General features: G+C 71.4%; 22 protein-coding genes and 1 pseudogene. 14 read left to right on the top strand and 9 right to left on the bottom strand.

Annotated elements, in window-relative coordinates; translation table 11 throughout:
* Window position 1 precedes the first annotated feature (1 nt).
* Entirely contained in the window at window positions 2–970 is a 969-nt protein-coding gene (locus IEZ19_RS23735; RefSeq protein WP_189313296.1) for a carbohydrate-binding protein, read from the bottom strand.
* A gap of 117 nt (window positions 971–1,087) precedes the next feature.
* Entirely contained in the window at window positions 1,088–2,740 is a 1,653-nt protein-coding gene (cdgB, locus tag IEZ19_RS23730; protein ID WP_189313295.1) for a diguanylate cyclase CdgB, read from the bottom strand.
* A gap of 459 nt (window positions 2,741–3,199) precedes the next feature.
* On the opposite strand from cdgB, the gene IEZ19_RS23725 reads away from it, so the two are divergent.
* The gene (locus IEZ19_RS23725) at window positions 3,200–3,718 is read left to right on the top strand and encodes a flavin reductase family protein (protein WP_189313294.1); all 519 of its coding nucleotides are present in this window, start codon (window positions 3,200–3,202) and stop codon (window positions 3,716–3,718) included.
* Window positions 3,719–3,787: 69 nt separating this feature from the next.
* Window positions 3,788–4,271: pseudogene (locus tag IEZ19_RS23720) on the top strand (GNAT family N-acetyltransferase).
* Here IEZ19_RS23720 and IEZ19_RS23715 read toward each other — a convergent pair.
* The gene (locus tag IEZ19_RS23715; RefSeq protein ID WP_189313293.1) at window positions 4,268–5,107 is read right to left on the bottom strand and encodes a sigma-70 family RNA polymerase sigma factor; all 840 of its coding nucleotides are present in this window, start codon (window positions 5,105–5,107) and stop codon (window positions 4,268–4,270) included. The pseudogene IEZ19_RS23720 and the gene IEZ19_RS23715 sit on opposite strands and share 4 nt — an antisense overlap.
* 92 nt (window positions 5,108–5,199) lie before the next feature.
* Window positions 5,200–5,637 carry an alternative ribosome rescue aminoacyl-tRNA hydrolase ArfB gene (arfB, locus tag IEZ19_RS23710; RefSeq protein WP_189313292.1) on the bottom strand — a complete coding sequence of 146 codons (438 nt, stop codon included), beginning with the start codon at window positions 5,635–5,637 and terminating at the stop codon, window positions 5,200–5,202.
* Between the two features lie 162 nt (window positions 5,638–5,799).
* On the opposite strand from arfB, the gene IEZ19_RS23705 reads away from it, so the two are divergent.
* The 3 genes from IEZ19_RS23705 (at window position 5,800) to IEZ19_RS23695 (ending at window position 8,104) form a co-directional block, all read left to right on the top strand.
* Complete coding sequence (locus IEZ19_RS23705; RefSeq protein ID WP_189313291.1) at window positions 5,800–6,375, top strand: TerD family protein; 576 nt, start codon at window positions 5,800–5,802, stop codon at window positions 6,373–6,375.
* 122 nt (window positions 6,376–6,497) lie between these two features.
* Entirely contained in the window at window positions 6,498–7,493 is a 996-nt protein-coding gene (locus tag IEZ19_RS23700; protein ID WP_189313290.1) for a bifunctional GNAT family N-acetyltransferase/NUDIX hydrolase, read from the top strand.
* 110 nt (window positions 7,494–7,603) lie between these two features.
* Complete coding sequence (locus IEZ19_RS23695) at window positions 7,604–8,104, top strand: hypothetical protein (RefSeq protein ID WP_189313289.1); 501 nt, start codon at window positions 7,604–7,606, stop codon at window positions 8,102–8,104.
* A gap of 9 nt (window positions 8,105–8,113) precedes the next feature.
* Here the strand turns inward: IEZ19_RS23695 and IEZ19_RS23690 are convergent, their stop codons facing one another.
* On the bottom strand, window positions 8,114–8,806 hold the full coding sequence (locus tag IEZ19_RS23690; RefSeq protein ID WP_189313288.1) for a pentapeptide repeat-containing protein: 693 nt from the start codon (window positions 8,804–8,806) through the stop codon (window positions 8,114–8,116).
* Window positions 8,807–8,945: 139 nt separating this feature from the next.
* On the opposite strand from IEZ19_RS23690, the gene IEZ19_RS23685 reads away from it, so the two are divergent.
* The 3 genes from IEZ19_RS23685 to IEZ19_RS23675 are packed head-to-tail and all read left to right on the top strand — an operon-like array spanning window position 8,946 to window position 12,706.
* On the top strand, window positions 8,946–10,106 hold the full coding sequence (locus IEZ19_RS23685) for an FAD-dependent oxidoreductase (protein ID WP_189313287.1): 1,161 nt from the start codon (window positions 8,946–8,948) through the stop codon (window positions 10,104–10,106).
* A gap of 57 nt (window positions 10,107–10,163) precedes the next feature.
* Window positions 10,164–11,144 (top strand): zinc-binding dehydrogenase, encoded by a 981-nt coding sequence (locus IEZ19_RS23680; protein ID WP_189313286.1) that lies wholly within the window; start codon window positions 10,164–10,166, stop codon window positions 11,142–11,144.
* 56 nt (window positions 11,145–11,200) lie between these two features.
* Window positions 11,201–12,706: an MFS transporter gene (locus tag IEZ19_RS23675; RefSeq protein WP_229840663.1), complete on the top strand. Its 1,506-nt coding sequence runs from the start codon at window positions 11,201–11,203 to the stop codon at window positions 12,704–12,706.
* Here the strand turns inward: IEZ19_RS23675 and IEZ19_RS23670 are convergent.
* From IEZ19_RS23670 to IEZ19_RS23660, 3 genes are read right to left on the bottom strand one after another with little or no spacing between them, the layout of a single operon-like run.
* The gene (locus IEZ19_RS23670) at window positions 12,695–13,177 is read right to left on the bottom strand and encodes a GNAT family N-acetyltransferase (protein ID WP_189313285.1); all 483 of its coding nucleotides are present in this window, start codon (window positions 13,175–13,177) and stop codon (window positions 12,695–12,697) included. The two genes, IEZ19_RS23675 and IEZ19_RS23670, sit on opposite strands and share 12 nt — an antisense overlap.
* Window positions 13,178–13,209: 32 nt before the next feature.
* The gene (locus tag IEZ19_RS23665; RefSeq protein WP_189313284.1) at window positions 13,210–14,616 is read right to left on the bottom strand and encodes an NAD(P)/FAD-dependent oxidoreductase; all 1,407 of its coding nucleotides are present in this window, start codon (window positions 14,614–14,616) and stop codon (window positions 13,210–13,212) included.
* 10 nt (window positions 14,617–14,626) lie between these two features.
* Window positions 14,627–15,292 carry a rhomboid-like protein gene (locus IEZ19_RS23660; protein WP_189313283.1) on the bottom strand — a complete coding sequence of 222 codons (666 nt, stop codon included), beginning with the start codon at window positions 15,290–15,292 and terminating at the stop codon, window positions 14,627–14,629.
* On the opposite strand from IEZ19_RS23660, the gene IEZ19_RS23655 reads away from it, so the two are divergent.
* Window positions 15,279–16,214 carry an aminoglycoside phosphotransferase family protein gene (locus IEZ19_RS23655; protein WP_189313282.1) on the top strand — a complete coding sequence of 312 codons (936 nt, stop codon included), beginning with the start codon at window positions 15,279–15,281 and terminating at the stop codon, window positions 16,212–16,214. The genes IEZ19_RS23660 and IEZ19_RS23655 overlap by 14 nt on opposite strands.
* Before the next feature lie 24 nt (window positions 16,215–16,238).
* On the opposite strand, the gene IEZ19_RS23650 is transcribed toward IEZ19_RS23655, so the two are convergent.
* A complete protein-coding gene (locus IEZ19_RS23650) occupies window positions 16,239–16,403 on the bottom strand; it encodes an alpha/beta fold hydrolase (protein WP_189313281.1) in 165 nt (54 codons plus the stop codon).
* A gap of 72 nt (window positions 16,404–16,475) precedes the next feature.
* Between IEZ19_RS23650 and IEZ19_RS23645 the strand changes: the two genes are divergently transcribed.
* From IEZ19_RS23645 to IEZ19_RS23625, 5 genes are all read left to right on the top strand, one after another.
* Window positions 16,476–17,207 carry an IclR family transcriptional regulator gene (locus tag IEZ19_RS23645; RefSeq protein ID WP_189313280.1) on the top strand — a complete coding sequence of 244 codons (732 nt, stop codon included), beginning with the start codon at window positions 16,476–16,478 and terminating at the stop codon, window positions 17,205–17,207.
* A gap of 119 nt (window positions 17,208–17,326) precedes the next feature.
* Window positions 17,327–18,196 (top strand): alpha/beta fold hydrolase, encoded by an 870-nt coding sequence (locus IEZ19_RS23640; RefSeq protein WP_189313279.1) that lies wholly within the window; start codon window positions 17,327–17,329, stop codon window positions 18,194–18,196.
* Window positions 18,196–19,923 carry a bifunctional 3-(3-hydroxy-phenyl)propionate/3-hydroxycinnamic acid hydroxylase MhpA gene (gene mhpA / locus IEZ19_RS23635; RefSeq protein WP_189313278.1) on the top strand — a complete coding sequence of 576 codons (1,728 nt, stop codon included), beginning with the start codon at window positions 18,196–18,198 and terminating at the stop codon, window positions 19,921–19,923. Before IEZ19_RS23640 ends, mhpA begins: the two co-directional genes overlap by 1 nt.
* Window positions 19,920–20,858, top strand: coding sequence for a 3-carboxyethylcatechol 2,3-dioxygenase (locus IEZ19_RS23630; protein WP_189313277.1), 939 nt, complete (start codon window positions 19,920–19,922; stop codon window positions 20,856–20,858). Before mhpA ends, IEZ19_RS23630 begins: the two co-directional genes overlap by 4 nt.
* A 61-nt stretch (window positions 20,859–20,919) precedes the next feature.
* Window positions 20,920–22,035: a right-handed parallel beta-helix repeat-containing protein gene (locus tag IEZ19_RS23625; RefSeq protein WP_189313276.1), complete on the top strand. Its 1,116-nt coding sequence runs from the start codon at window positions 20,920–20,922 to the stop codon at window positions 22,033–22,035.
* Window positions 22,036–22,096: the final 61 nt, after the last annotated feature.

The raw sequence follows: 22,096 nt of genomic DNA, 5'->3' as shown, positions 1-22,096 counted from the left end.
GCTACTTCTTGACCTGGCCCTGCTTCAGCCACAGCTGGTCGAGCAGGACGTCGCACTTGTCGCCGGCCTCACAGGAGAGCGAGACGACGTTCGTGCCCTTGTTGAGGGTCGGGTAGGCGAAGGTCTGCGTCCAGGCCTTCGCGGGGTCGTCCTGGTGCGTGAAGTTGGCGAGGTTCAGCTTGCTCCCGAACGGCTTGCCGTTGATGCTCAGCGTCATCGACTGGTCCTCGCCGACCGCGCTGTAGCGCACGAAGAGCGTGTACGCGCCGTTCGCGGGGATGTTGTCGACGGTCCAGGTCACCGAGGAACCGACCTGGCCCAGACCGCCCACGTAGGTGCCGCCCGAGGACTGCGCGCCCTGGACGTCCTTGGCCAGCGCCGCGGTGCCGGCCAGCCGGAGCGCCTTGGCGTCTATGGGGGTCGGCAGCTCGGCCGGCGCCTCCGACTCGCCGCTCGACGTGCTGGGCGAGGCGCTCTGCGACTGGGCCGGGGAGGCACCGCCCGCCTGGTCGCCGCCGGACTTGTCGTCGTCCGAGTTGCCGTTGATCATGGCGACGCTGATGCCGATGACGACGGCGGCGACCACCGCGATCGCGCCGATCAGCAGCCCCTTGGTGTTGGGCCCGTTGCTCCCGCGCCCATGGCCACCGCTCTGCGGCAGCGACTGCTGCGTGGTCGGCGCCCCGCCGGGGAAGGTCTCCGGCGCCTGGTAGTGGGCGTTCGGCTGGCCGTAGCCGGTCTGCTGCTGGCCGTACGCGCCCGTCGGCTGGCCGTAGGCGCCCTGCTGCGGGACGGTCGGCTGCTGGCCGCCGTACTGGCGCTCGCCGACGGTGCGCACCCTGCTGACCGAGTTCGGGTAGCCGTAACCACCGGACGGCGGCTGGGCTCCTCTGGCCTGCCCGTCGGCGTACAGGTAGCCGAACGGGTCCTCGTCCTCGGGCGTGCTCGCGCCGTTGTCGCCGGGCGTCATCCCTTGGTACTCCTCAACAGGTGCGACGGATGCGGTACAGCTTCGGAAAGGCGAGCCTACCCGCTCCAGCTGGCCCAAACGGGCGACTCAGCACGCATTGTCCGGCTGACCTGGGGATCAGCCGGCACGCCGGTGCTGTTTGGGACGAGATCGTTTCTCGACGTACATCCGTTCGTCGGCTGATTTCAGCACTTCGTCCGCCGTCATGCCGCAGTGGGCCCAGCCGATGCCGAAACTCGCGCCCACCCGCACGGCCCGTCCCTCGGCCCGGATCGGCTGGATGATCTCGTTGCGCAGCCGTACGGCGAGGTCCTGGGCGTCGGCCCGGCCGAGTCCGTCGGCGAGGATCACGAACTCGTCGCCGCCGAGCCGGGCCACCGTGTCGCCGTCCCGGACCCCGCGCGACAGCCGCCTGGCCACCTCGATGAGGACCGCGTCCCCCGCGTTGTGCCCGAACCGGTCGTTGATCGACTTGAAGCCGTCGAGGTCGCAGAAGAGGACCGCGAGCCCCTTGGTGCCGTCGTCCTGGCCGGCCTCGGGGGCGACGGTGTGCACATGGTGGTCGAAGCCGTCGTACGTCTGCGCGCCCCCGGACGCGAGGTCGAAGCCGTGGCCGTTGACGTCGAAGGCCGGGTGGCCGTAGGCCGCGTCCAGGGACTCGATGACGCCGGCGTGCGTCGGGCGCTGGCAGAGCCGGGAGGACAGGCGGGAGCGCAGCTCGGCGGAGTTCGGCAGGCCGGTGAGGGAGTCGTGGGAGGCGCGGTGGGCGAGCTGCAGCTCGCGGCGCTTGCGCTCCTCTATGTCCTCGACGTGGGTGAGCAGGAAGCGGGGGCCGTCGGCGGCGTCGGCGACGACGGAGTTGCGCAGGGACACCCATACATAGGTGCCGTCGCGGCGGCCGAGACGCAGCTCGGCGCGCCCACCTTCGGCCGAGGTGCGCAGCAGGGTGCCTATGTCCTCGGGGTGGACGAGGTCGGAGAAGGAATAGCGGCGCATCGCGGAGGCGGGGCGGCCCAGCAGTCGGCACAGGGCGTCGTTGGTACGCAGGATGCGGCCGTGCTGGTCGCCGCCCATCTCGGCGATGGCCATGCCGGAGGGGGCGTATTCGAACGCCTGCCGGAAGCTCTCCTCGCTGGCGCGCAGCGCCTGCTGCTCCCGCTCGAGGCGGACCAGGGCACGTTGCATATTTGCACGTAGACGCGCGTTGCTGATCGCGATGGCGGCCTGGAAGGCGTACATCTGCAGGGCCTCGCGGCCCCAGGCACCCGGATGGCGGCCGTTGCGCGGGCGGTCCACGGAGATCACGCCGAGCAGCTCGCCGGAGGAGCCCTGCACGCCGGGCGTGTACATCGGCGCGAAGAGCCGGTCGGAGGGGTGCCACTCGTCCTCGAAGCGGGGCGCCGGGCCGTCGGTGTACCACTGCGGTACGTCGTCCTCGTCGAGGACCCAGCCCTCGGTGTGCGGTATGAACCTGAGGTCGCCCCAGGCCTCGCCCATGGTCAGGCGGCGCTCCCAGGAGGTACGGGAGCCGACACGGCCGGTGATGAGGGCCTCGGCGGCGGAGTTCCCGGCGAAGGCCGCAACGACGAGGTCGCCGTCGGGGCGCACGAGGTTGACGCACGCCATCTCGTACCCGAGGGCGTTGACCACGCCGTCCGCGACGGTCTGCAGTGTGTCCGCCAGGCTCCGTGCCGTGTTCATGTCGGCCATGACCTGGTACAGCTGTCGCAGGGACGCAAGACGGACGTACGGCTCCGACTCGGTCTCCATGCTCGCCCTCCCCCCGAGACCTGGCAGCGAATCAAGGGTTGTCTTCGGCGCTTCTTATCGATGGTGCCCTTGGTGGTGCCCTTGGTGGTGCCCTTGCGGTGCTCTTGCGGTGCTCTTGCAGGTTTCCCCGCCACTGAATCACAGCGCGCTGCCCACTCGGTACACAGGGTCAACAATTCCCGGCTCTTGTGACTCAAGTCACAGAAAAACGTGAGCAATTGAGTGGAGATTCCGCGTTCCGTCGCCCGATTCCGCCCGCTTGCCGAACACAAGCTGTGCAGGCGTGGGGACATCATGCACGACCGTCCCTCCCTGGTCGTTCCCTGGTCCTAGGTCCCGGCTCGGGCGGAGGCCCGATGCGGCCCGCGCGGGGCGGACACTAGCGTTTCCGGAGTGCTGAACAACCCCGCTCCCTCGCCCTCCCCCACTGTCACCGCCGCCCCCGGGCATCCTGTGGGGGTGAGCAACGACGAGTTCCGGGCCGCGATGTCCCGGCTGGCCGCGGGTGTGGTCCTGGTGACCGCGCAGGAGCCGCCGCTCGATCCGGACGACCCGGCGGCACCGTTGGGCGAGGACGTCGGCATGACGGCGACAGCGTTCCTGTCCGTGTCGCTGGACCCGCCGCTGGTGCTGGTCAGCCTGCGTGCGGGCGCCCGCATGGACGATCTGCTCGAGGAGCAGCCCCTGTGGGCGGTCTCGGTCCTCTCGGAGAGCCAGCGGCACATCGCGGGCCGCTTCGCCATGAAGGGCCGCATCAGCGACCGGCTCCTGTTCGAGGACATCGCGTACGTCCGCGGTGAGGTCACCGGCGCTCCTCTGGTGGGCGGCGCCCTGGCGACCCTGGAGTGCCGGACGGAACAGCGGGTGACGGCCGGGGACCACACGCTGGTGATCGGCCGGGTGCTGACGGCACGGGTGCCGAGTGCGGACGGGGGTCCGCTGTTGTATTTCCGCGGCAGGTACCGGCAGTTGAGGTAATGGCACTCGAGTGGGAACACCGGAAAAAATCCGTGGCGATTTCGTGAACTGCCCATCTAGGTTGCGCGGATTACCCCTCGCCTGGAAGAAGTCACCCCGCGGAATTTCGAGTCCGCGATCGGTATTCGGGTCCGGCCCGACCAGGAACACGCGGTGGAACCGGTGGCGCATTCACTGGCCGAGGCGTACATCCGTCCGCCGGGGGTCGCCTGGCCCCGTCTGATCGTCGACGACGGCCGCCCGGTCGGCTTCCTGATGGCCTTTCTCGACATCGACTGGCACGGCGACGGCACCGTGCGCCGCTCGGGCCTGTGGCGCCTGAACATCGCGGCGGAGGAACAGGGCCGGGGGTACGGCGCCTTCGCGGTCGCGGCGGTGGCGGAGGAGATCCTCGGCAGGGGCGGCAAGGAGGTCTACGTCACCTGGCACCCCGGCCCGACGGGTCCCGAGCGGTTCTACCGTGCTCTGGGCTTCCGCGTGACCGCGGAGACGAGTGGGGGGGCAGACGGTGGGGGTGCTGGAGGTGGGCCGGCGGCCCACGGCCCGCCCCTAGACCAGCACGATGTCCAGCCGCGACACCCGCTCCGGGTCCAGCACGATGTCGATCACGGCGATGCGGTCCCGGACGAAGGTGAAGACCAGGGCCCGCTCCGGGCGGCCGTTCTCCAGGACCACCAGGCCCGTCGTGCCGTTCACCAGGGCGGGGACCGCGACCGCGTGGAAGGCCGAGTAGCGCAGCGCGCCGGAGGCGACCGTTGCCGCGCCCGCCGCCACGCCCTCGTCGCTGCGGGCCACCACGTCCGGGTCGAGTACGGCCAGCAGTCCCTCGAAGTCGCCGTCCCGCGAGGCGGCCAGGAAGACGTCCACGATCTCCCGCTGGCGGGCGAGATCGCCGTCCGGAGCCGGCGCACCCTGGACCCGGCGGCGGGCCCGGCTGGCGAGTTGCCGTGCGGCGGCCGGGCTGCGGCCGAGGATCCCCGCGACCTCCTCGAACGGCACCGCGAACAGGTCGTGCAGCACGAACGCGAGGCGCTCGGCGGGCGTGAAGGTGTCCAGGACGACCAGCAGGGCGGAGCCGACCGAGTCGGCCAGCAGGGCGTCCTGTTCGGGGTCGGGGTCCGTCGAGGCGACCGCGGGACCGGACTCCAAGGGCTCCTCGGCGCGGGACTTGCGGGAGCGGAGCATGTCCAGGCAGACCCGGCCGACGACGGTCGTCAGCCAGCCGCCCAGGTTCTCCACCCGGGCGGTGTCGGAGCGGCTCAGCCGGAACCAGGCCTCCTGCACCGCGTCCTCGGCCTCGGCGGTCGAGCCGAGCATGCGGTGGGCGACGGCACTCAGCCGGGGGCGGTGCGCCTCGAAGCTCTGCGCAAGGAACTCGTTCTCGCTCATCCGTGCTCACATCCCTGGTCGCGATCCGTCGTCGGTGGACTGACGGATCTGGAGGCGCGGATGTGACAGGGACTCCGGAGAGGATGTGAAGGCTACGTCCAGTCCCGTCCCGAGCGGCCCCGCTTGGTCTCGGAGCGCTGCTTCTTCTGCCGCAGCCGCCGTTCGTTGATCCCGCGCGGGATGCGGGTGGGCCTGCGCGGCTTGGGCGGGGGCGCGCTCGCCTCGGCCAGCAGCGCGGCCAGCCGTACGGCGGCGGTCTCGCGGTTGCGCCACTGCGACCGGTGCTCGGACGCGCGCACGGTGACGACGCCGTCGACGAGCCGCCCGGCCAGCCGCGCCAGCGCCCGCTCCTTCCACACCTGGGGAAGCGCCTCGGTCCGCGCCAGGTCGAAGCGCAGCTCCACCTGCGAGTCACTGGTGTTGACGTGCTGGCCACCCGGCCCGGACGACCTCGAGAAACGCCACATCAGCTCGGCCTCGGGGAGCGAGACCGAGCCACGGACGACGTAAGGACCGGACATGTCTTCCATGGTCCCGGCTGGGTCCGGTCCACGTCACCCGGTTTTCCCGTTGGTAAAAAAGGTAAAGGCAACCGGAACCGTCGGGACCCCCCTCGACGTTCTCCCGGGTGACGGTAGCTTCGTCCTCAGTACGAAGCCGTACGAAAAAACGAGGGAAGGGACTCCCAAACCATGGCTGTAAGCCTGTCCAAGGGTGGCAACGTCTCGCTCACCAAGGAGGCTCCGGGCCTGACCGCCGTCACCGTGGGCCTCGGCTGGGACGTCCGCACCACCACCGGCACGGACTTCGACCTCGACGCCTCCGCCATCGCGGTCAACCCGCAGGGCAAGGTCTACTCCGACGCCCACTTCGTCTTCTTCAACAACAAGCAGACCCCGGACAACACGATCGTCCACACGGGCGACAACCGCACCGGCGAGGGCGCGGGCGACGACGAGGCCATCAACGTCAACCTGGCCGCCCTCCCGGCCGACGTCGACAAGGTCGTCTTCCCGGTCTCCATCTACGACGCCGAGAACCGCAACCAGAACTTCGGCCAGGTCCGCAACGCGTACATCCGCATCGTCAACCAGGCCGGCGGCGCCGAGATCGCGCGCTACGACCTGTCGGAGGACGCGGCCACCGAGACGGCGATGGTCTTCGGCGAGCTGTACCGCAACGGCGCGGAGTGGAAGTTCCGTGCGGTCGGCCAGGGTTACGCCTCGGGCCTGGTGGGCATCGCCCAGGACTTCGGCGTCAACGTCTGACGGACACCTGTCTCTGCCCGACAGGGCCTCGAGAGCCCCGGCCGCGCCACGTCGCGTCCGGGGCTCCGGCGTCTGCAGGACGTCCCGCGCCTGCCGCGGGGACGCCGCGATACGTTGCCCCGATGATCCTCGACCCCCTGCACCTCACCCCCGACAACGACATCCCGGCCCCCGTCCTCACCGAACTCACCGCGCTGTACGCCTCCAACCGTGAATTCCACGCCCTCAGCGGCGACTTCCCGGACCCGGACGGCATCACGACCGAACAGGTGGCGACCGCGCTGGCCGACGAGCTGGCGCATCCGGACGCGGAGGTGCTGCTGGCACGCAGCGAGGGGCGGCTGGTCGGGGTCGCAGCGACCCTCGCCCACCACCCGGACCCGGCAGAACCGGATCCGTGGATCGGCCTGTTGATGGTGGACGCGGCTGTGCAGGGCCGGGGTCACGGGCGGCGGATCGCGCAACTGGTCGAGGACCGCTTCCGCGCCAGTGGCCGTACGGCCGTGCGCCTCGCCGTGCTCGACAACAACCCCAAGGGACTGGCCTTCTGGACGGCCCTGGGCTACGAGGTGGTCGACCGCCGCCCGGACCGCGCGCTCGGCCGCCCCTGCGCCGTCCTGCGCAAGGTGCTGCGCACTCCACGGCAGGCGGCCCGGGTCGCCGTGGTGGACGCCGAGGGCTCGGTGTTCCTGCTCCGGTACGACAACGTCGAGGTCGGCGTGCACTGGGCGCTGCCCGGCGGCGGCCTCGAGGCGGGCGAGGGACCGCGCGAGGGCGCCCTGCGGGAGCTGCGTGAGGAGACCGGCTGGACGGATCTGGAGCCGGGTTCGCTGCTGTGCACCTGGGAGCACGACTTCACACTCCCCCAATCTCGGCTTCGCTCGGGCGGGGGGATCCCCATGGGCATCCCGGTCCACCAGCACGAGCACATCTACGTCACCCACGGCCCGCACCGCGAGCCCACCGGCCCCCGTCTGGCCGCCGCGCACGCCGAGGACGGCATACTCGCCTGGCGCTGGTGGACCCGGAAGGAACTCGCGGAGGAGCCGGAGCCGGTGTGGCCACCCCGACTCGCCCGGCTGCTGGACGAGTGGGAGGCGAGGACTCCGGAGGTCTGACCCAGCGGCGGCCGGCCTGTGCCGCGGCCCAGCCCTGGACGATGTCGCAGAAGTGCTGCCGTGAGGGCCCGTCGCCGCGGCGGTCCCGCCGCCGTGACACCATCGCACCCGTGCTCGACATCGGCTATGCCCTCTCCAACCGCTTCCCGGACCCTCCGCAGACCGACTACCGGCGTGCGGACGTCCACGCGCTGCGGCACGACCTGTTCTGCGGGGACGTCTATCTCGCGGACACCAAGTCGGACCGGGAGCTGTCCACAGCCTGGGGATGGGTACCGGTGCTCGACTTCGCATGGGCGCTGTGCGACATCGTGGAGCGGCTGGACCGGGACCCGGCGGGTTCGCGTGCCTCCCGTCCGCAGCGGGCGGAACTGGACTTCACCGAGTCGACCGATCGCATGCTCTTCGAGCGCCGCTTCGGCTGGGTGGACGTGGAGGCCGACTGGATGCCCGCGGAGGAGGCCCCGCTCACCTTCTCGCACACCGAACTGCGGCGGGAGGCACGGGACTTCCTGCACGACCTGATCGCGGACCTGACCGATCTGCACGAGGACCTGGCGGAGAACCCGGCGATCTGGACTTTGCAGGCCCGGTTCCCGCGGGTGCCGTAGGCAGCTCCCTCACTCCACCCGGATCCCCAGCTCCGCCGCCAGCACCGGTGCCAGATCCAGCAGTTGCCCCGTGCTGATCACCGCCCCCGCCAGCCGCTCCACCCCTCTCGCGATCTCCAGCGAAGCGGCCCCGCGCAGGTCCACGTCCTTCAGTGTCGCCCCGCCGAGGTCGACGCCCTTGAGGGCACAGTCCACGAACTCGACGCGCTCCAGGTGGGCGCCGCCGAAGTCGGGCTCGACCAGGACGCAGCCCTCGAAGACGACGTCCTTGAGCCTGGCCTTGCGCAGGTTGAGGTAGTCGATCTTGCCGCCTCGGACGACGACCCGCTCCAGGACGGCACCGTGGAGCTGTGTGCCGCCCAGTCGCGGCTCGGTCAGTTCGACGTCGCGGAGGGTGGTCTCGGCGAGGTCGGTGCCCACACCCCGGACCGCCGTGAGGGCCGTATCGAAAATGCGGGCGTGGCGCAGTCTCGTCTCGTCGAGCGCGCAGCCCGTCAGGGCGCAGTCCATGAAGCGGGCGCCGGCCCCGTCCTGGCCGGCGAAGTCCAGCTCCTGGAACGCCAGTCCGTCGTAGTCACCGTCCGGCTCCAACTCCGCTCCGCCGTACGGCTCCAGCGGCGGCAGCCGCAGCTCCGGGCGCCGGGCCGCACGCACGCCGCTCCCGCCCGTCCCGCCCGTTCCTGCACTCGCTCTCCTCGCCATGCCCCCATGCTGCACCCCGCGACTGACAATCCCCCCGACCTGCGCGAACCCTTCTCCCCGTCGGCCGATGTCACATTCCCGGGCGCTCCGCCCGTCATATCCACGGAAAGGCGACCCGAGCAGAGGGAGACCCCCAGTCATGCACCGCATCACCGTCGTCGGCGGCGGCTTCGCCGGTCTCACCGCGGCCATCACCGCCGCCGAGGCGGGCGCCAAGGTCACCGTGTACGAGGCCCACCACACCCTGGGCGGACGCGCGCGGACCGCCGAGGGGCCGTACCGGACCAACGAAGGCCCGCACACCCTGTACAGCGGCGGCCCGCACTGGGCCTGGCTCAAGCAACGCAACCTCATCGGGCCGCTGGCGCCGGTCCCGCCCCTGGAGGCGGCCCGGCTCAGACTCCGGCACCACGGAGTCCTGCGCCGCACCCCGCCGTTCGCGATGCTCAAGCTGCTGCGGCGCAGCGCCCGGCAGGCGCCCGTCGACAGCGACTTCCTGAGCTGGGCGACCGAGGAGGCGGGCGAGGAGGGCGCCCGGGCCGCCGCGCACTACTCGGCCGTGGCCCTCTTCCACCACGACCCGGGCGCCCTGTCGGCCGCGTTCGTGCAGGAGCGGCTGCGCCGGGCGGCCAAGTTGCCGCCCGAGGCGCACTATCCGCGCGGTGGCTGGGCGACCGTCGTCGACCGGATGGCCGCGCGGGCCTGGAACCTGGGCGTGCGGCTGGAGACCCTGTCCCGGGTCGACATCCTGCCGACGGACACGCCGGTCGTCGTCGCCACCTCCCTGGAAGCGGCCCGCGGGCTCCTCGGCGACGGCTCGCTGACCTGGACCGGCGGCCGTACGGCGCTCATCGACCTGGCCGTGCGGTCGCGGCGCGGTGACGCCTTCGCCGTGTCCGACCTGGACGCGCCGGGCCGGCTGGAAAGGTTCACCGCGCAGGACCGCACGCTCGCACCGGCCGGTGAGCAGCTGATCCAGGGGCAGATCCCGATCGCCCCGCACGAGTCCCGCGCCGACGGCGTCGCCCGTGCCGAACACCTCCTGGACCTGGCCTTCGAGGGCTGGCGGGAGCGGGTGACCTGGCGCCGCGAGTCCGTCGCGAACGGCCGGACCGGCGCGGTCGACCTGCCCGGCACCAGCTGGCGCGACCGGCCCGCGATCGACCGGGGCGGCGGTGTGTATCTCGCCGGTGACCAGGTCGCCGCGCCGGGCGTGCTGTCGGAGGTGTCGTTCAACAGCGCGCTGACCGCCGTGTCCCTGGCCCTCGGCCGGAACGCCCTTGACCTCAAGCGCGCTTGAGGCCGAAGAGTGAGGCCCACACCGGACATCTCAGGACACACAACTGGGGGAACCCTCATGCACGCCATCCGTCTGCACGCCTTCGGCCCGGCCGACAACCTCACGTACGAGAAGGTCGAGGACCCCGTCCCCGGTCCGGGACAGGTCCGGATCGCCGTGGCCGCCGCGGGGGTCCATCTCCTCGACACCGCCCTGCGGCAGGGAACCCGCGGCCCGCTGCCCGAGCTGCCCGCCCTCCCGACCGTGCCGGGGCGCGAGGTGGCCGGCGTCGTCGACACGCTCGGCGAGGGGGTCGCCGAGCTGTGGCTCGGGCGGCGCGTGGTCACTCATCTCGGGTTCGCGCCGGGCGGGTACGCCGAACTGGCGGTCACCGATGTCGAACGACTCCACGAGGTCCCGCAGCGCGTGGACTTCGCCAAGGCCGTCGCCATGATCGGCACGGGGCGTACGGCGATGGGGATCGTGCAGTTCGCCGAGCCGGGCCCGGAGTCGGTGGTCGTCGTCCCGGCGGCCGCGGGCGGCCTGGGCACGCTGCTCGTGCAGTACGCCCGCAACGCCGGCGCCACCGTCGTCGGCCTCGCGGGCGGCTCCGCCAAGGTCGCGCGGGTGCGGGCGAACGGCGCCGATCTCGCCGTCGACTACACCGAGCCCGGCTGGCCGGAGAAGGTCCGCGCCTATCTGGGCGGCCGGCCGGCCGGCGTCGTGTTCGACGGGGTGGGCGGGGAGGCCGCCCGCGAGGCGGTCGCGCTGCTCGGCGAGGGCGGCCGGCACCTGGTCTTCGGCTGGTCGGCGGCAGGGCTCGCCGACGGGCGGCCGTATCTCGTCGAAGGGGTCTCCGAGCAGGTGCTCGGCCCCGCCATGCTGGCGCGCGCGGGCGGCCCCGACCCGCTGCGCACCCTCGAACTCCGCGCCCTCGCCGAGGCCGCGGAAGGACGTCTGAGGCCCGCCGTCACCCGCTTCCCACTGGCACAGGCGGCGGACGCGCACCGGGCGCTGGAAACACGAGGAACGATCGGAAAGGTGGTCCTGGAACCGTGACCAGGAACAGCACATCCCGGGATGCGACGCCTCCCGTTTCATGGTCTTCCGACCAGGTGAGCATCGCTCGGAATGGTGACTCCTCCGGGGGAGCGGACGGCACCGACCCCCGCCGCTGGTGGGCGCTGGTGATCATCGCCCTCGCCCAGCTGATGGTGGTGCTCGACGCGACCATCGTGAACATCGCGCTCCCCTCCGCGCAGCACGACCTGCACATGTCCGACGGCAACCGGCAGTGGGTGATCACCGCCTACACACTGGCGTTCGGCGGGCTGCTCCTGCTGGGCGGCCGGATAGCCGACCTGGCCGGCCGCAAGCGCACGTTCGTCGTCGGGCTGATAGGTTTCGCGGCCGCCTCGGCGCTGGGCGGTGCGGCCACCGGCCCGGGCATGCTGTTCGGTGCCCGCGCGCTGCAGGGCGCTTTCGCTGCGGTCCTCGCGCCGTCCGCGCTCAGTCTGCTGACGACGACGTTCACCGATCCGCGGGAGCGCGGCAAGGCGTTCGGCATCTACGGCGCGCTCGCGGGCAGCGGTTCGGCGATCGGGTTCATCGTCGGCGGCCTGCTCACCCAGTACCTGAACTGGCGCTGGTGCCTGTACGTCAACGTGCCCATCGCCGTCGTCGCGGTGGTCGGTGCGTTCGCCCTGCTGCGGGACCGCCCCGGCACCCCGGGCGCCCGGCTCGACGTACCCGGTGTGGTGCTGGGCTGCGGCGGACTGGTCGCGATCGTCTACGGCTTCAGCGAGGCCGAGCCGCGCGGCTGGACCGACCCGCTGGTGCTGGCCCTTTTCGTGGGTGGCGTCGTCCTGCTCGCGGCCTTCGTGTGGTGGCAGAACCGGGCTTCCGTGCCTCTGCTGCCGCTGCGCGTGGTCAGGGACCGCAACCGCGCCGGCTCTTTCCTGACGATGGCGCTGGCCGTGATCGGCATGTTCGGCCTGTTCCTGTTCATGACCTACTACCTCCAGGTCGTCCTCGGCTACTCGCCCCTGAAGACCGGCCTGGCCTTCCTCCCGCTCACCGCCGCGATCGTCGTCGGCTCCACGCAGATATCCGCGCGGCTGCTGCAGCGGGCGGCCCCGCGCATGCTCATGGTCCCCGGCATGGTCCTGGCGGCGTGCGGCATGCTGCTGCTGACCCGGATGACCGTCGACTCCTCCTACACCTCCGAGATCCTGCCCGCCCTGATCCTGATGGGCCTGGGCATGGGCCTCACCTTCATGCCGGTGTTCGCGACAGCCACCGCGGGCGTCGCCCCGCAGGACTCCGGCGTCACCTCGGCGACCGTCAACACCGCGCAGCAGGTGGGCGGTTCGATCGGTACGGCCCTGCTCAACACGATCGCCACCACCAGCAGCACCGCCTACATCACCGCCCATCTGCACAACCCCGCCCAGAAGGCGACGGTGGTCCCGGCGGGCGTCGTCCACGGCTACACGGTCGCGATCTGGTGGGCGGCCGGCGTGATGCTCCTGGCGGGCCTGGTCGCGGGCCTGATGGTCACGCAGAAGGCACCACGACAGGGGGTACCGGAACAGGCGCCCGTGCCCGAGTCAGTGGCCTGAGCCGCCCAGCGCCGCGAGCGCCCCGTCGGTCAGCCGGTATCCGGTCCAGCCGTCCTGCGGGCGGGCGCCCAGCGCCTCGTAGAAGCCGATCGCGGGCTCGTTCCAGTCCAGAACCGACCACTCCAGCCGTTCGTAGCCGCGCTCCACACAGATCCAGGCCAGCCCAGTGAGCAGGGCGCGGCCATGGCCGCCGCCACGGGCCCCCGGACTGACGTAGAGGTCTTCCAGGTAGATGCCGTGGACACCGCGCCAGGTGGAGAAGTTGAGGAACCACAGGGCGAAGCCGACCGTCTCCCCGCTCACGTCGTCCACGGCGACGTGCGCGAAGACGGCCGGACGCTCACCGAAGAGCGCCTCCCGCAGCTGCTCCTCGGTGGCCCTCGCCTCCTGCGGGGCCTTCTCGTAGGCGGCGAGTTCGCGGATCAGGGCGTGGACGGCGGGGACGTCGGCGGGGGTCGCGGTGCGAATCATGAGGCGAGGTTAATCGCCGCGGTCGTGCCTGGTCAGTGCCGTCCCGCCACCCGGTCCGCGAGCCGGGCCAGCCGGGACGACTCGGCGCTGTGTGTGCGGCGCTCGCGGTCGTCGGCGGCGCGGTAGGTGGCGTACATGCCCTGGACGCCCAGCCAGCGCAGCGGCTCCGGCTCCCACTTGCGGACCTTGTGGTCGACCCACGGCAGGTCGGTCAGCCCGGTGCGGCCGCCCTGCCCGGAGTCCTGCTGGACCAGGTCGCGCAGGGTGCGGGCGGCGAGGTTGGTGGTGGCGACGCCCGAGCCGACATAGCCGCCCGCCCAGCCGAGGCCCGTCGAGCGGTCCAGGGTGACGGTCGCGCACCAGTCGCGCGGCACGCCGAGGACACCGGACCAGGCGTGCTCGACGCGCAGCCCCGCGAGGGCGGGGAAGAAGCGGACCAGGATCTCGCGGAGGGCATCGATCGTCGCGTCCTGGGTGCGGCCGTCGTTGTCGGTCCGCGAGCCGTAGCGGTACGGCACTCCGCGCCCGCCGAGCGCGATCCGGCCGTCGGCGGTGCGCTGCGCGTACATGTAGGCGTGCGCCATGTCGCCCAGGGTCTCCCGGCCGTCCCAGCCGATCGCGGCCCACTGCTCGTCGGTGAGCGGCTCGGTGGCGATCATCGAGGAGTTCATGGGCAGCCAGGTGCGCTTCTGGCCCTTGAGCGAGGCCGTGAAGCCCTCGGTGCAGCGCAGCACGTAGGAGGCGCGGACGGTGCCGTAGGGGGTGACGGCGTGCTTGGGCCGGATCTCGGTCACCGGCGTCGACTCGTGGATGGTGACGCCGAGCGCCTCCACGGCCGCCGCGAGCCCCTTGACCAGCTTCACCGGGTGCAGCCGGGCGCCGTGTGGGGTCCAGCTCGAGCCGACCGCGTCGGCCACCCGGATCCGCTCGCGCGTCTCACGGGCGCCGTACAGCTCGCGGTCCTTCTCGCCGTACGACAGCTCGTGCTCGTGGAACGCCTTCAGCCGCGCCAACTGGGCCGGGGTGGTGGCCACTTCGAGGACGCCGCCGCGGTGGACGTCGGCGTCGATGCCCTCGGCCTCGGTCACGGCGACGACTTCGCCGACGGTGTCGTTCATCGCCTTCTGGAGGCGTACGGCGGCCTCGTGGCCGTGCAGTTTCGCGTACCGGTCGCGGCCCGCGACGCCGTTGTAGAGCCAGCCGCCGTTGCGCCCGGAGGCGCCGTAGCCGCAGAACTTCTGCTCCAGGACGGTGATGCGCAGGAAGGGCGCGGCCTTTTTGAGGTAGTACGCGGTCCACAGTCCCGTGTACCCGCCGCCGACGATCACGACATCGGCGGACGCGTCGCCGTCGAGGGGCTCCCGCATCGCCGGAAGGCCGTCATCCGCGTACCAGAAGGAGATGCCGCCGTTGACGGCACCGCTCACCGAGCTGCTCATGGGCGGGACGTTAACCCCTGAGGGCGGCCAGTGTCTCCTTCGGATTCCATGCTTTTCCGCGGCCTCTGACCAGCGGGTAGCAGGCGAAGCCGATCAGTATCGAGACGAAGTGCCCGAAGTCGGTGAAGGTGCGGCCGGTGACGAGCGGGATACCGTACAGGGCGAGGACGACCAGTACGTACAGGTACCGCCAGGGCGCGGCGATGCGGTAGGCGAGCACGGCGATGACGCCGGCGAGCGCGTAACTCACGCCGATGTCGAGGGTGTTGACCGCCGAATGCGGTGCCATGCCGTCCCGGATCGCCTTCAGCAGCGCGCCCTCGCTCAGGAGCGTCGCGAAGACGTGCGCTGACCCGCACACCAGCAGCCAGCGCCAGGTGCCCAGCCAGCGTTCGACCTGGGCGTGGAAGACGGTGTACAGGAAGGCGTACGGCAGCCAGTGGCCGCCGTCGATCCACATGGCACTGGAGATCAGCACCCGCACCGGGTTCTCCGACAGCTCCCGGATGTTGGTGGAGCGCTGCCGCAGGAACTGCTGCTCGAACGCGGGCGACATGTGGTGCAGGGCGACGGTCGTCACGAAAAGGATCAGCAGCCAGACGTACGTCCCCGGGGCGCCGCGGACGTAGCCGGCCGCCGCCCCGAGCCCACGCCGAAACCGGATGACCCCGTTCACACACGTCAGTATCGTCAAGAAAGTGATCGAGGTGCCTGGTGAGCTGGCCGCTTCACAGGAGAGGTCCAACGGGGCGGCGGGGCGCGCGTTCGTGGCGGAGCTGCCGCGGCGGGCGCGGGAGTTCGCCGAGCGGTGGGGGCTGCGGATCGACGGGCCCGCGATGTACGGCGTGTGCGCGCTGGTCCTTCCGGTGGTCCGCGCTGGGGGTCCCCCCGGACTCGAAGAGTTTGGGGGAGGCAGCCGGGCCGTACTGAAGCTGCAGCCGGTGGATGAGGAGACCGTGGGTGAGCCGCTCGCCCTGCGCGTCTGGGACGGCGAGGGCGCCGTACGTCTCCTGGAGCACGACGAGCCCACCGGCACGCTGCTGCTCGAGCGCCTCGACGCGAGCCGCACACTGTCCGGCGTGCCGGACAGCCGGGAGGCGGTGCGGGTCATCGGCGCGCTGCTGGCCCGGCTGACCGCCGTACCGGCCCCGCCGGGGCTGCGGACGCTGAACTCCCTCACGCGGGCGATGCTGGACCGCGTCCCCCGGGTGCTGGAGCGGGTGCCCGACCCCGAGGACCGGCGGCTGCTGCGGGACTGCGCGGCCGCCGTGCGCGAGGTGGCATCCGAGCCCGGCGACCGGTTGCTGCACTGGGACCTGCACTACGGCAACGTCCTCGCCGCCGGCCGTGCCGACTGGCTGGCCATCGACCCCAAGCCGCTGGCGGGCGACCCCGGCTTCGAACTGCTCCCGGCGCTCCGCAACCGCTACGACCCCGCCGAGACCCGGTGGCGTTTCGACGCCCTGACGGACGCGCTGGACCTGGACCGCGAGCGGGCCTGGGCCTGGACGCTGGGACGGGTGCTGCAGAACTCCCTGTGGGAGGCGGCGGAGGGCCGGCCCCTCACCGCCGTCGCGGTGGCGCGTGACCTGATGTGACGGCGGTGACGGTCGCCGGCCCGCTCACTCCTCGGCGAGGAAGAGCCGCGCCACCGCGACGAACCTCTCGGCCTGCCCGACCTGGATCCAGTGCCCGGCGTGCGGCAGCACGTGGAGCCGGGCGTCCGGCTTCGACGGCACCTTCCTCGCCCTGCAGGCGGACCCGAACACGTCCTGGGAGTCGCTCATGGCCCAGTTCGCCGAGTCGCTGACCGATCTGGGCCGTCGCGTGCTCGCCGGCGAGCCGCCTACGCTGGCCCCATGACATCCACTCCGAGTGACGAGGCCGGCGCCGGCGGCACCGCGACCCGGGAGGCCGCCTCGCGCAAGCAGGGCTCCCAGACGCTGGCCCGCGGCCTGCGCGCCCTGGAACTCGTGGCGGGCTCCGAGACCGGGCTCACGGTGCAGGAGATCGCCGCCGAACTCGGAGTGCACCGCACCATCGCCTACCGCCTGCTCGCGACCCTGGACGACTTCCGGCTCGTGGCGCGGAACGGCGACGGCCGCTTCCACGCCGGCGCCGGGCTCTCCGCACTGGCCCACCAGGTGCAACGGGGACTGCGCGAGGCCACGGAACCGCATCTGCGCACACTCGCCCGCGAACTCCAGTCGACGATCTCGCTCGTCGCGCTGGAGGGCGACGAGGCGGTGGCGATCAGCGTGATCGAGCCGCCCAACGCGACCTACCACATCAGTTTCCGGGCCGGCAGCCGTCATCCGCTCGACCGCGGTGCCGCCGGTCTGGCGCTGCGGGCCGCCTTCGCCGCCGCACCCGGCGAGCCGGCCGCGGTCGCCGAGGTGCGCGCGAGGGGATTCGCCCGGACCCGGGGCGAGGTCGAGCCCGAGGCGTACGGCGTGGCCGTTCCGCTGCGCACGCCTCCCGGGATGCCCGTGGCGTGCATCAACCTCATCACCTATCGCGCCGAGCTGGCCGAGCGGTCGGCCCCGCTGCTGCTGGAGTGCGCCGCGCTGATCGACGCCGATCTGGCCTGACCCGCTTCCCCCGGCCTGACCCGGCAATCCTTGACAGGTTTGCCGTGGGGGTGTTCCCATGCCCACACTGGTGCAGATATCGATCTGTATAGTGTAGATAGCGCACAAGGAGGCCGTCGATGTCGCAACGTCCGTACACCAGCGTCTGGGCCGATCTCAACCAGGTCGAGTTCAGCCAGGGCTTTCTGCAGGCGGGGCCGTACCGCACCCGTTACCTGCACGCCGGCTCCGGCGACAAGCCGCTCCTGCTGATGCTCCACGGCGTCACCGGCCACGCCGAGGCCTATGTGCGCAACCTGGCCGCGCACGCCGAGCACTTCGACGTCTACGCGATCGACTTCATCGGGCACGGCTATTCCTCGAAGCCCGAACATCCGCTGGAGATCCCCCACTACCTCGACCAGGTGCTGGAGGTGCTGAAGGCGCTCGGCCGCGAGAAGGCGTCCTTCACCGGTGAGTCGCTCGGCGGCTGGGTGACCGCGCGTTTCGCGCAGCTGTACCCCGAGAAGGTCGACCGGATCGTGCTCAACACCATGGGCGGCACGATGGCCAACCCGAAGGTCATGGAGCGGCTCTACACGCTGTCGATGGAGGCGGCGAAGGACCCGAGCTGGGAGCGGGTCAAGGCGCGCCTGGAGTGGCTGATGGCGGACCCGGCCATGGTCACCGACGACCTGATCCGCACCCGCCAGATGATCTTCCAGCAGCCGGACTGGCCGATGGCCTGCGAGATGAACATGGCGCTCCAGGACCTGGAGATCCGCAGGCGCAACATGCTCTCCGACGACGACCTGCGCGCGATCCAGGCGCCGGCGCTGGTCGTGTGGACCACGAAGGACCCCTCCGGCCCCGTCGACGAGGGCCGCCGCATCGCCGACCTGATCCCGAACGGCCGGCTCGCGGTGATCGAGAACGCGGGCCACTGGCCGCAGTACGAGCAGACCGCGGCCTTCGACCAGGTCCACCTCGACTTCCTGCTGGAGAAGTGATGCCCGGCCCCACGTCCGAGCCCGCGGTCGACACCGAGGTACTCGTCATCGGCGCCGGCCCGGTCGGGCTGACGCTGGCCAACCTCCTCGGCGTCCGCGGCCGCCGCTCGATCGTGCTCGAGCAGCGCACCGAGCTGATCGACTACCCCCGCGGAGTCGGTCTGGACGACGAATCGGTCCGCACCCTCCAGACGGCGGGACTGTGGGACGCCGTACGTCCCTACACCGTGCCGCACCACGTCGTCCGGTTCGTCAACGGCAAGGGGCAGGTGCTCGCCACCAACGACCCGCGCACGGACGAGTTCGGCCACCCGCGCAAGCACGGCTTCGTCCAGCCGCTCGTCGACCGTGAACTCGCCGCCGGTCTGGGCCGCTTCGAGACCTCCGAACTCCGCTTCGGACACAAGGTCGTCGGCCTGGACGACGGGGGCGACCACGTCGTGGCCACCGTCGAGCTGGTCGACGCGGCGGGCGCCGTCACCGGCACCACGACCCTCACCGCGTCGTACGTCGTCGGCGCCGAGGGCGGCAGCTCCTTCACCCGCAAGTGGATGGGCGTCGGCTTCGAGGGCAAGTCACCCTCGACCCGCTGGCTGGTCGTCGACGTGGACAACGACCCGATCGGTACGCCGTCGGTCTACCTCGGCGCCGACCCGCGCCGCCCGTACGTCTCCATCGGCCTCCCGCACGGCATCCGGCGCTGGGAGTTCATGCTCTTCGACGAGGAGCCGACCGAACTGGTGGAGACCGCCGCCTTCATGCACCGCCTGCTGGCCCCGCACGTGCCCGACCCGTCCGCCCTGAACGTGATCAACCAGCGCGTCTTCACCCACCACGGCCGGATCGCGGCCGGCTTCCGCAAGGGCCGGGTGCTCATCGCCGGCGACGCCGCCCACCTGATGCCGGTCTGGCTCGGGCAGGGCTGGAACTCCGGCATCCGCGACGCCACCAACCTCGCCTGGAAGCTCACGGCCGTGCTGCGCGGGGAGTGCGACGACGCCCTCCTCGACACCTACACCGCCGAACGGCACAAGCACGCGTCCGACATGATCGACGTGAACATGGCCGCGGGCGCCATCATGAAGTGCGGCCCCGTCAAGGGCTGGCTGCGCGACCGTGCCGCCTCCGCCCTCAACCTCGCGCCGTCGGTGAAGAGTTACTTCTCCGAGCTGCGGTTCAAGCCCATGCCGCGGTACGCCACCGGCGTCGTCGTCGATCAGGCGACCCTCGAACCGGGCCGCTCCGACGTCCGCTTCAAGGACGGTGGGCTGCACCCCTTCACCGACAGCGCCGGCGCGGTGTCCCCGGTCGGCCTGCAGTTCGTCCAGCCGCGCGTCAACACCGCCGAGCACCGGGACGTCCTCCTCGACGACGTCACCGGCGACTGGTGGACGCTGGCCGCGTGGGGCAACAACCCCGCCCGGCTCCTGGGGCCGGCGGAGCTGGAGCTGGTCCGCGGGCTCGGCATCTCGCTGGTCTGCTTCACGCCCGAGACCCAGCGCCCCTGGGCGGAGAAGCAGTACGCCGACTCGCCCGTCCCGGTGACCGTCGTGGGTGACGTGACCGGGCGGCTGAAGAACTGGTTCGACACCCGGGCCTGCGGGGTCGTCGTCCTGCGGCCCGACCGCTTCGTGGCGGCCGCCTGTCTGGCGCAGCAGACCCCGCGGGCGCTGCGCGCGGTGCTGCGGTCGGCGTCGTACCGCAGCCGGGAAGGAGCCCCCGCATGAGCGTCGCACTTGTGACCATGTCGCACAGTCCGCTGCTGGAGTACGCCGAACCGCCCGCCGAGGTCTCCACGGCCGTGCAGTCGGCCTTCGACCAGGCCCGTGCGTTCGTGCGGGACTACGACCCGACCCTGGTCGTCTCGTTCGCCCCGGACCACTACAACGGCTTCTTCTACGACCTCATGCCGCCGTTCTGCATCGGCTACGAGGCGCTGGGCGTGGGCGACTACCGGACCGCGGAGGGCCCTTTGGACGTACCGACCCGGGTGGCCGAGCGGATGGCCGAGTGGGTCGCGGAGCGCGACATCGACGTGGCGATCTCACGGCGTATGGAGGTCGACCACGGAGCCGTCCAGCCGCTCGAGATCCTCTTCGGCGGCATCGCCACCGTCCCGACGATCCCGGTCTTCGTCAACGGCGTCGCGAAGCCCTTCACTCGCATGAGCCGAGTACGCCGGCTCGGCGAGGCGATCGGCTCCTTCCTCGCCGGCCTCGACGAGCGGGTCCTCGTCATCGGCTCCGGCGGCCTCTCCCACGACCCGCCGGTCCCGCAGTGGGCAACCGCCAACGAGGAGCAGCGGGCGCTGCTCCTGAACGGCCGTCACCCCACCGCCGCCGCCCGCGACGCCCGCCAGCGGCGCGTCATCGACACCGCCAAGTCCTTCGCCGCCGGCACGGCCACGATCCGGGACCTCAACCCGGAGTGGGACCAGGCCCTGATGGCGGTCCTCGCCTCGGGCGACCTCACCCCGATCGACGGCATGACCGCGCCTCAGATGGCGAAGGACGCCGGGAACTCCGCCCACGAGGTACGCACCTGGGTCGCCGCCTTCAGCGCCCTGGCCGCCGCCGGACCCTACGCCGTCGAGTTCTCCTTCTACCGTCCCATCAGGGAGTTCATCGCGGGCTTCGGCGTGATGACCGCGCGGACGGTGTGACACGCCGCCGGACGGCCCCATCCAACTGACCTTGGAGCTAATCGGACTTACGGTACGTGATATGAAGAAATACCATATCGCGTACCTGGCGTGCACTGCCGTGCTCATCGGTACGGGGCTCGGCGCCGCCCCGGCGACCGCCGCCCGCACGACCCTGGTGGTCCACCCCGGAGAATCGATCCAGAAGGCGGTCGATGCCGCCCGGCCCGGAGACACCGTCGTGGTGAGCCCGGGCACCTACCGTCAGAGCGTCACGGTCTCCACGCCCTGGGTGACCCTGCGCGGCATGGGGCCGCGGACCGTGATCCAGCCGGCCGCCAAGAAGGCCGCCGGCAAGAAGGGCGCCACCAAGGAGGGCGCCGCCAAGAAGGTTCCCAAGAGCTGTGCCGAGGCCGGCAACGGCATCTGCGTGATCGGCACGAAGAAGCGGGACGTCGAGGGCGTCACCGTCGCCGACCTGACCGTGACCGGCTTCGCCCAGGCCGGCGTGTTCGGCATGGCCACCGACAAGATGGTCGTGCGCGGTGTGAACGCCGCGAAGAACGGGGCGTGGGGCATCGCCCAGGAGCGCTCCGTCCGCGGCGTGTTCCAGGGCAACTACGCCCGGGAGAACGGCGCTGCGGGCCTGTTCCTCGCCAACACCATCACGGAGGAGGCCGGCGCCCTGGACACCAGGGGCGCGGTGATCCGAGGCAACTGGCTGGAGAACAACCGGATCGGCGTGACCGCCCGGCGGGTGCGCAACCTCACCGTCGCGGACAACTACGCGACCGGCAACTGCGCGGGCGTCTTCGTGGTCGGCGACGAGAACAAGCCGCGGGCCGGCGCCCTGACCGTGCGGGGCAACCGCGTCACGAAGAACAACAAGTCGTGCCCCAAGACCGACCGGCTGCCCGTCCTGCAGGGCGCCGGCATCGTCCTGACCGGCGCCGAGGACACCCTGGTGACCCGGAACCTGATCACGGGCAACGCGGGCAAGTCGCCGTTCGCGGGCGGCGTCGTCCTGTTCAAGAGCATGGTGGGCACCGCCAACACCCGGAACCGGATCAGCTACAACACGCTGAAGAACAACTCCCCGGCCGACCTGGTCAACACCGAGACCACCAAGAGCAACGGCAACGGCAACGTCTTCACTCACAACTCGTGCCGGGTCTCCAAGCCGTCCGGAATGTGCTGACGGTCCCTCCTCCCCAGGAAAGATCAGGAAAGAAGGCGGCACATGACGACGACCGCACCCT

It is taken from the genome of Streptomyces brasiliensis (assembly GCF_014647875.1).
In the GTDB taxonomy this organism is placed as follows: Bacteria; Actinomycetota; Actinomycetes; order Streptomycetales; family Streptomycetaceae; genus Streptomyces; species Streptomyces brasiliensis.
The sequence above is the reverse complement of the archived record's forward strand: the minus strand, read 5'-3'. Positions and strand labels throughout refer to the sequence as shown.

Bases quoted from the DNA above. Each gene is read 5' to 3' on its own strand.
- IEZ19_RS23735 (WP_189313296.1), bottom strand. From the start codon at position 970: ATGACGCCCGGCGACAACGGCGCGAGCACGCCCGAGGACGAGGACCCG.
- cdgB (WP_189313295.1), bottom strand. From the start codon at position 2,740: ATGGAGACCGAGTCGGAGCCGTACGTCCGTCTTGCGTCCCTGCGACAG.
- IEZ19_RS23715 (WP_189313293.1), bottom strand. From the start codon at position 5,107: ATGAGCGAGAACGAGTTCCTTGCGCAGAGCTTCGAGGCGCACCGCCCC.
- arfB (WP_189313292.1), bottom strand. From the start codon at position 5,637: ATGGAAGACATGTCCGGTCCTTACGTCGTCCGTGGCTCGGTCTCGCTC.
- IEZ19_RS23705 (WP_189313291.1), top strand. From the start codon at position 5,800: ATGGCTGTAAGCCTGTCCAAGGGTGGCAACGTCTCGCTCACCAAGGAG.
- IEZ19_RS23700 (WP_189313290.1), top strand. From the start codon at position 6,498: ATGATCCTCGACCCCCTGCACCTCACCCCCGACAACGACATCCCGGCC.
- IEZ19_RS23690 (WP_189313288.1), bottom strand. From the start codon at position 8,806: ATGGCGAGGAGAGCGAGTGCAGGAACGGGCGGGACGGGCGGGAGCGGC.
- IEZ19_RS23685 (WP_189313287.1), top strand. From the start codon at position 8,946: ATGCACCGCATCACCGTCGTCGGCGGCGGCTTCGCCGGTCTCACCGCG.
- IEZ19_RS23680 (WP_189313286.1), top strand. From the start codon at position 10,164: ATGCACGCCATCCGTCTGCACGCCTTCGGCCCGGCCGACAACCTCACG.
- IEZ19_RS23670 (WP_189313285.1), bottom strand. From the start codon at position 13,177: ATGATTCGCACCGCGACCCCCGCCGACGTCCCCGCCGTCCACGCCCTG.
- IEZ19_RS23665 (WP_189313284.1), bottom strand. From the start codon at position 14,616: ATGAGCAGCTCGGTGAGCGGTGCCGTCAACGGCGGCATCTCCTTCTGG.
- IEZ19_RS23655 (WP_189313282.1), top strand. From the start codon at position 15,279: ATGACCCCGTTCACACACGTCAGTATCGTCAAGAAAGTGATCGAGGTG.
- IEZ19_RS23650 (WP_189313281.1), bottom strand. From the start codon at position 16,403: ATGAGCGACTCCCAGGACGTGTTCGGGTCCGCCTGCAGGGCGAGGAAG.
- IEZ19_RS23645 (WP_189313280.1), top strand. From the start codon at position 16,476: ATGACATCCACTCCGAGTGACGAGGCCGGCGCCGGCGGCACCGCGACC.
- IEZ19_RS23640 (WP_189313279.1), top strand. From the start codon at position 17,327: ATGTCGCAACGTCCGTACACCAGCGTCTGGGCCGATCTCAACCAGGTC.
- mhpA (WP_189313278.1), top strand. From the start codon at position 18,196: ATGCCCGGCCCCACGTCCGAGCCCGCGGTCGACACCGAGGTACTCGTC.
- IEZ19_RS23630 (WP_189313277.1), top strand. From the start codon at position 19,920: ATGAGCGTCGCACTTGTGACCATGTCGCACAGTCCGCTGCTGGAGTAC.
- IEZ19_RS23625 (WP_189313276.1), top strand. From the start codon at position 20,920: ATGAAGAAATACCATATCGCGTACCTGGCGTGCACTGCCGTGCTCATC.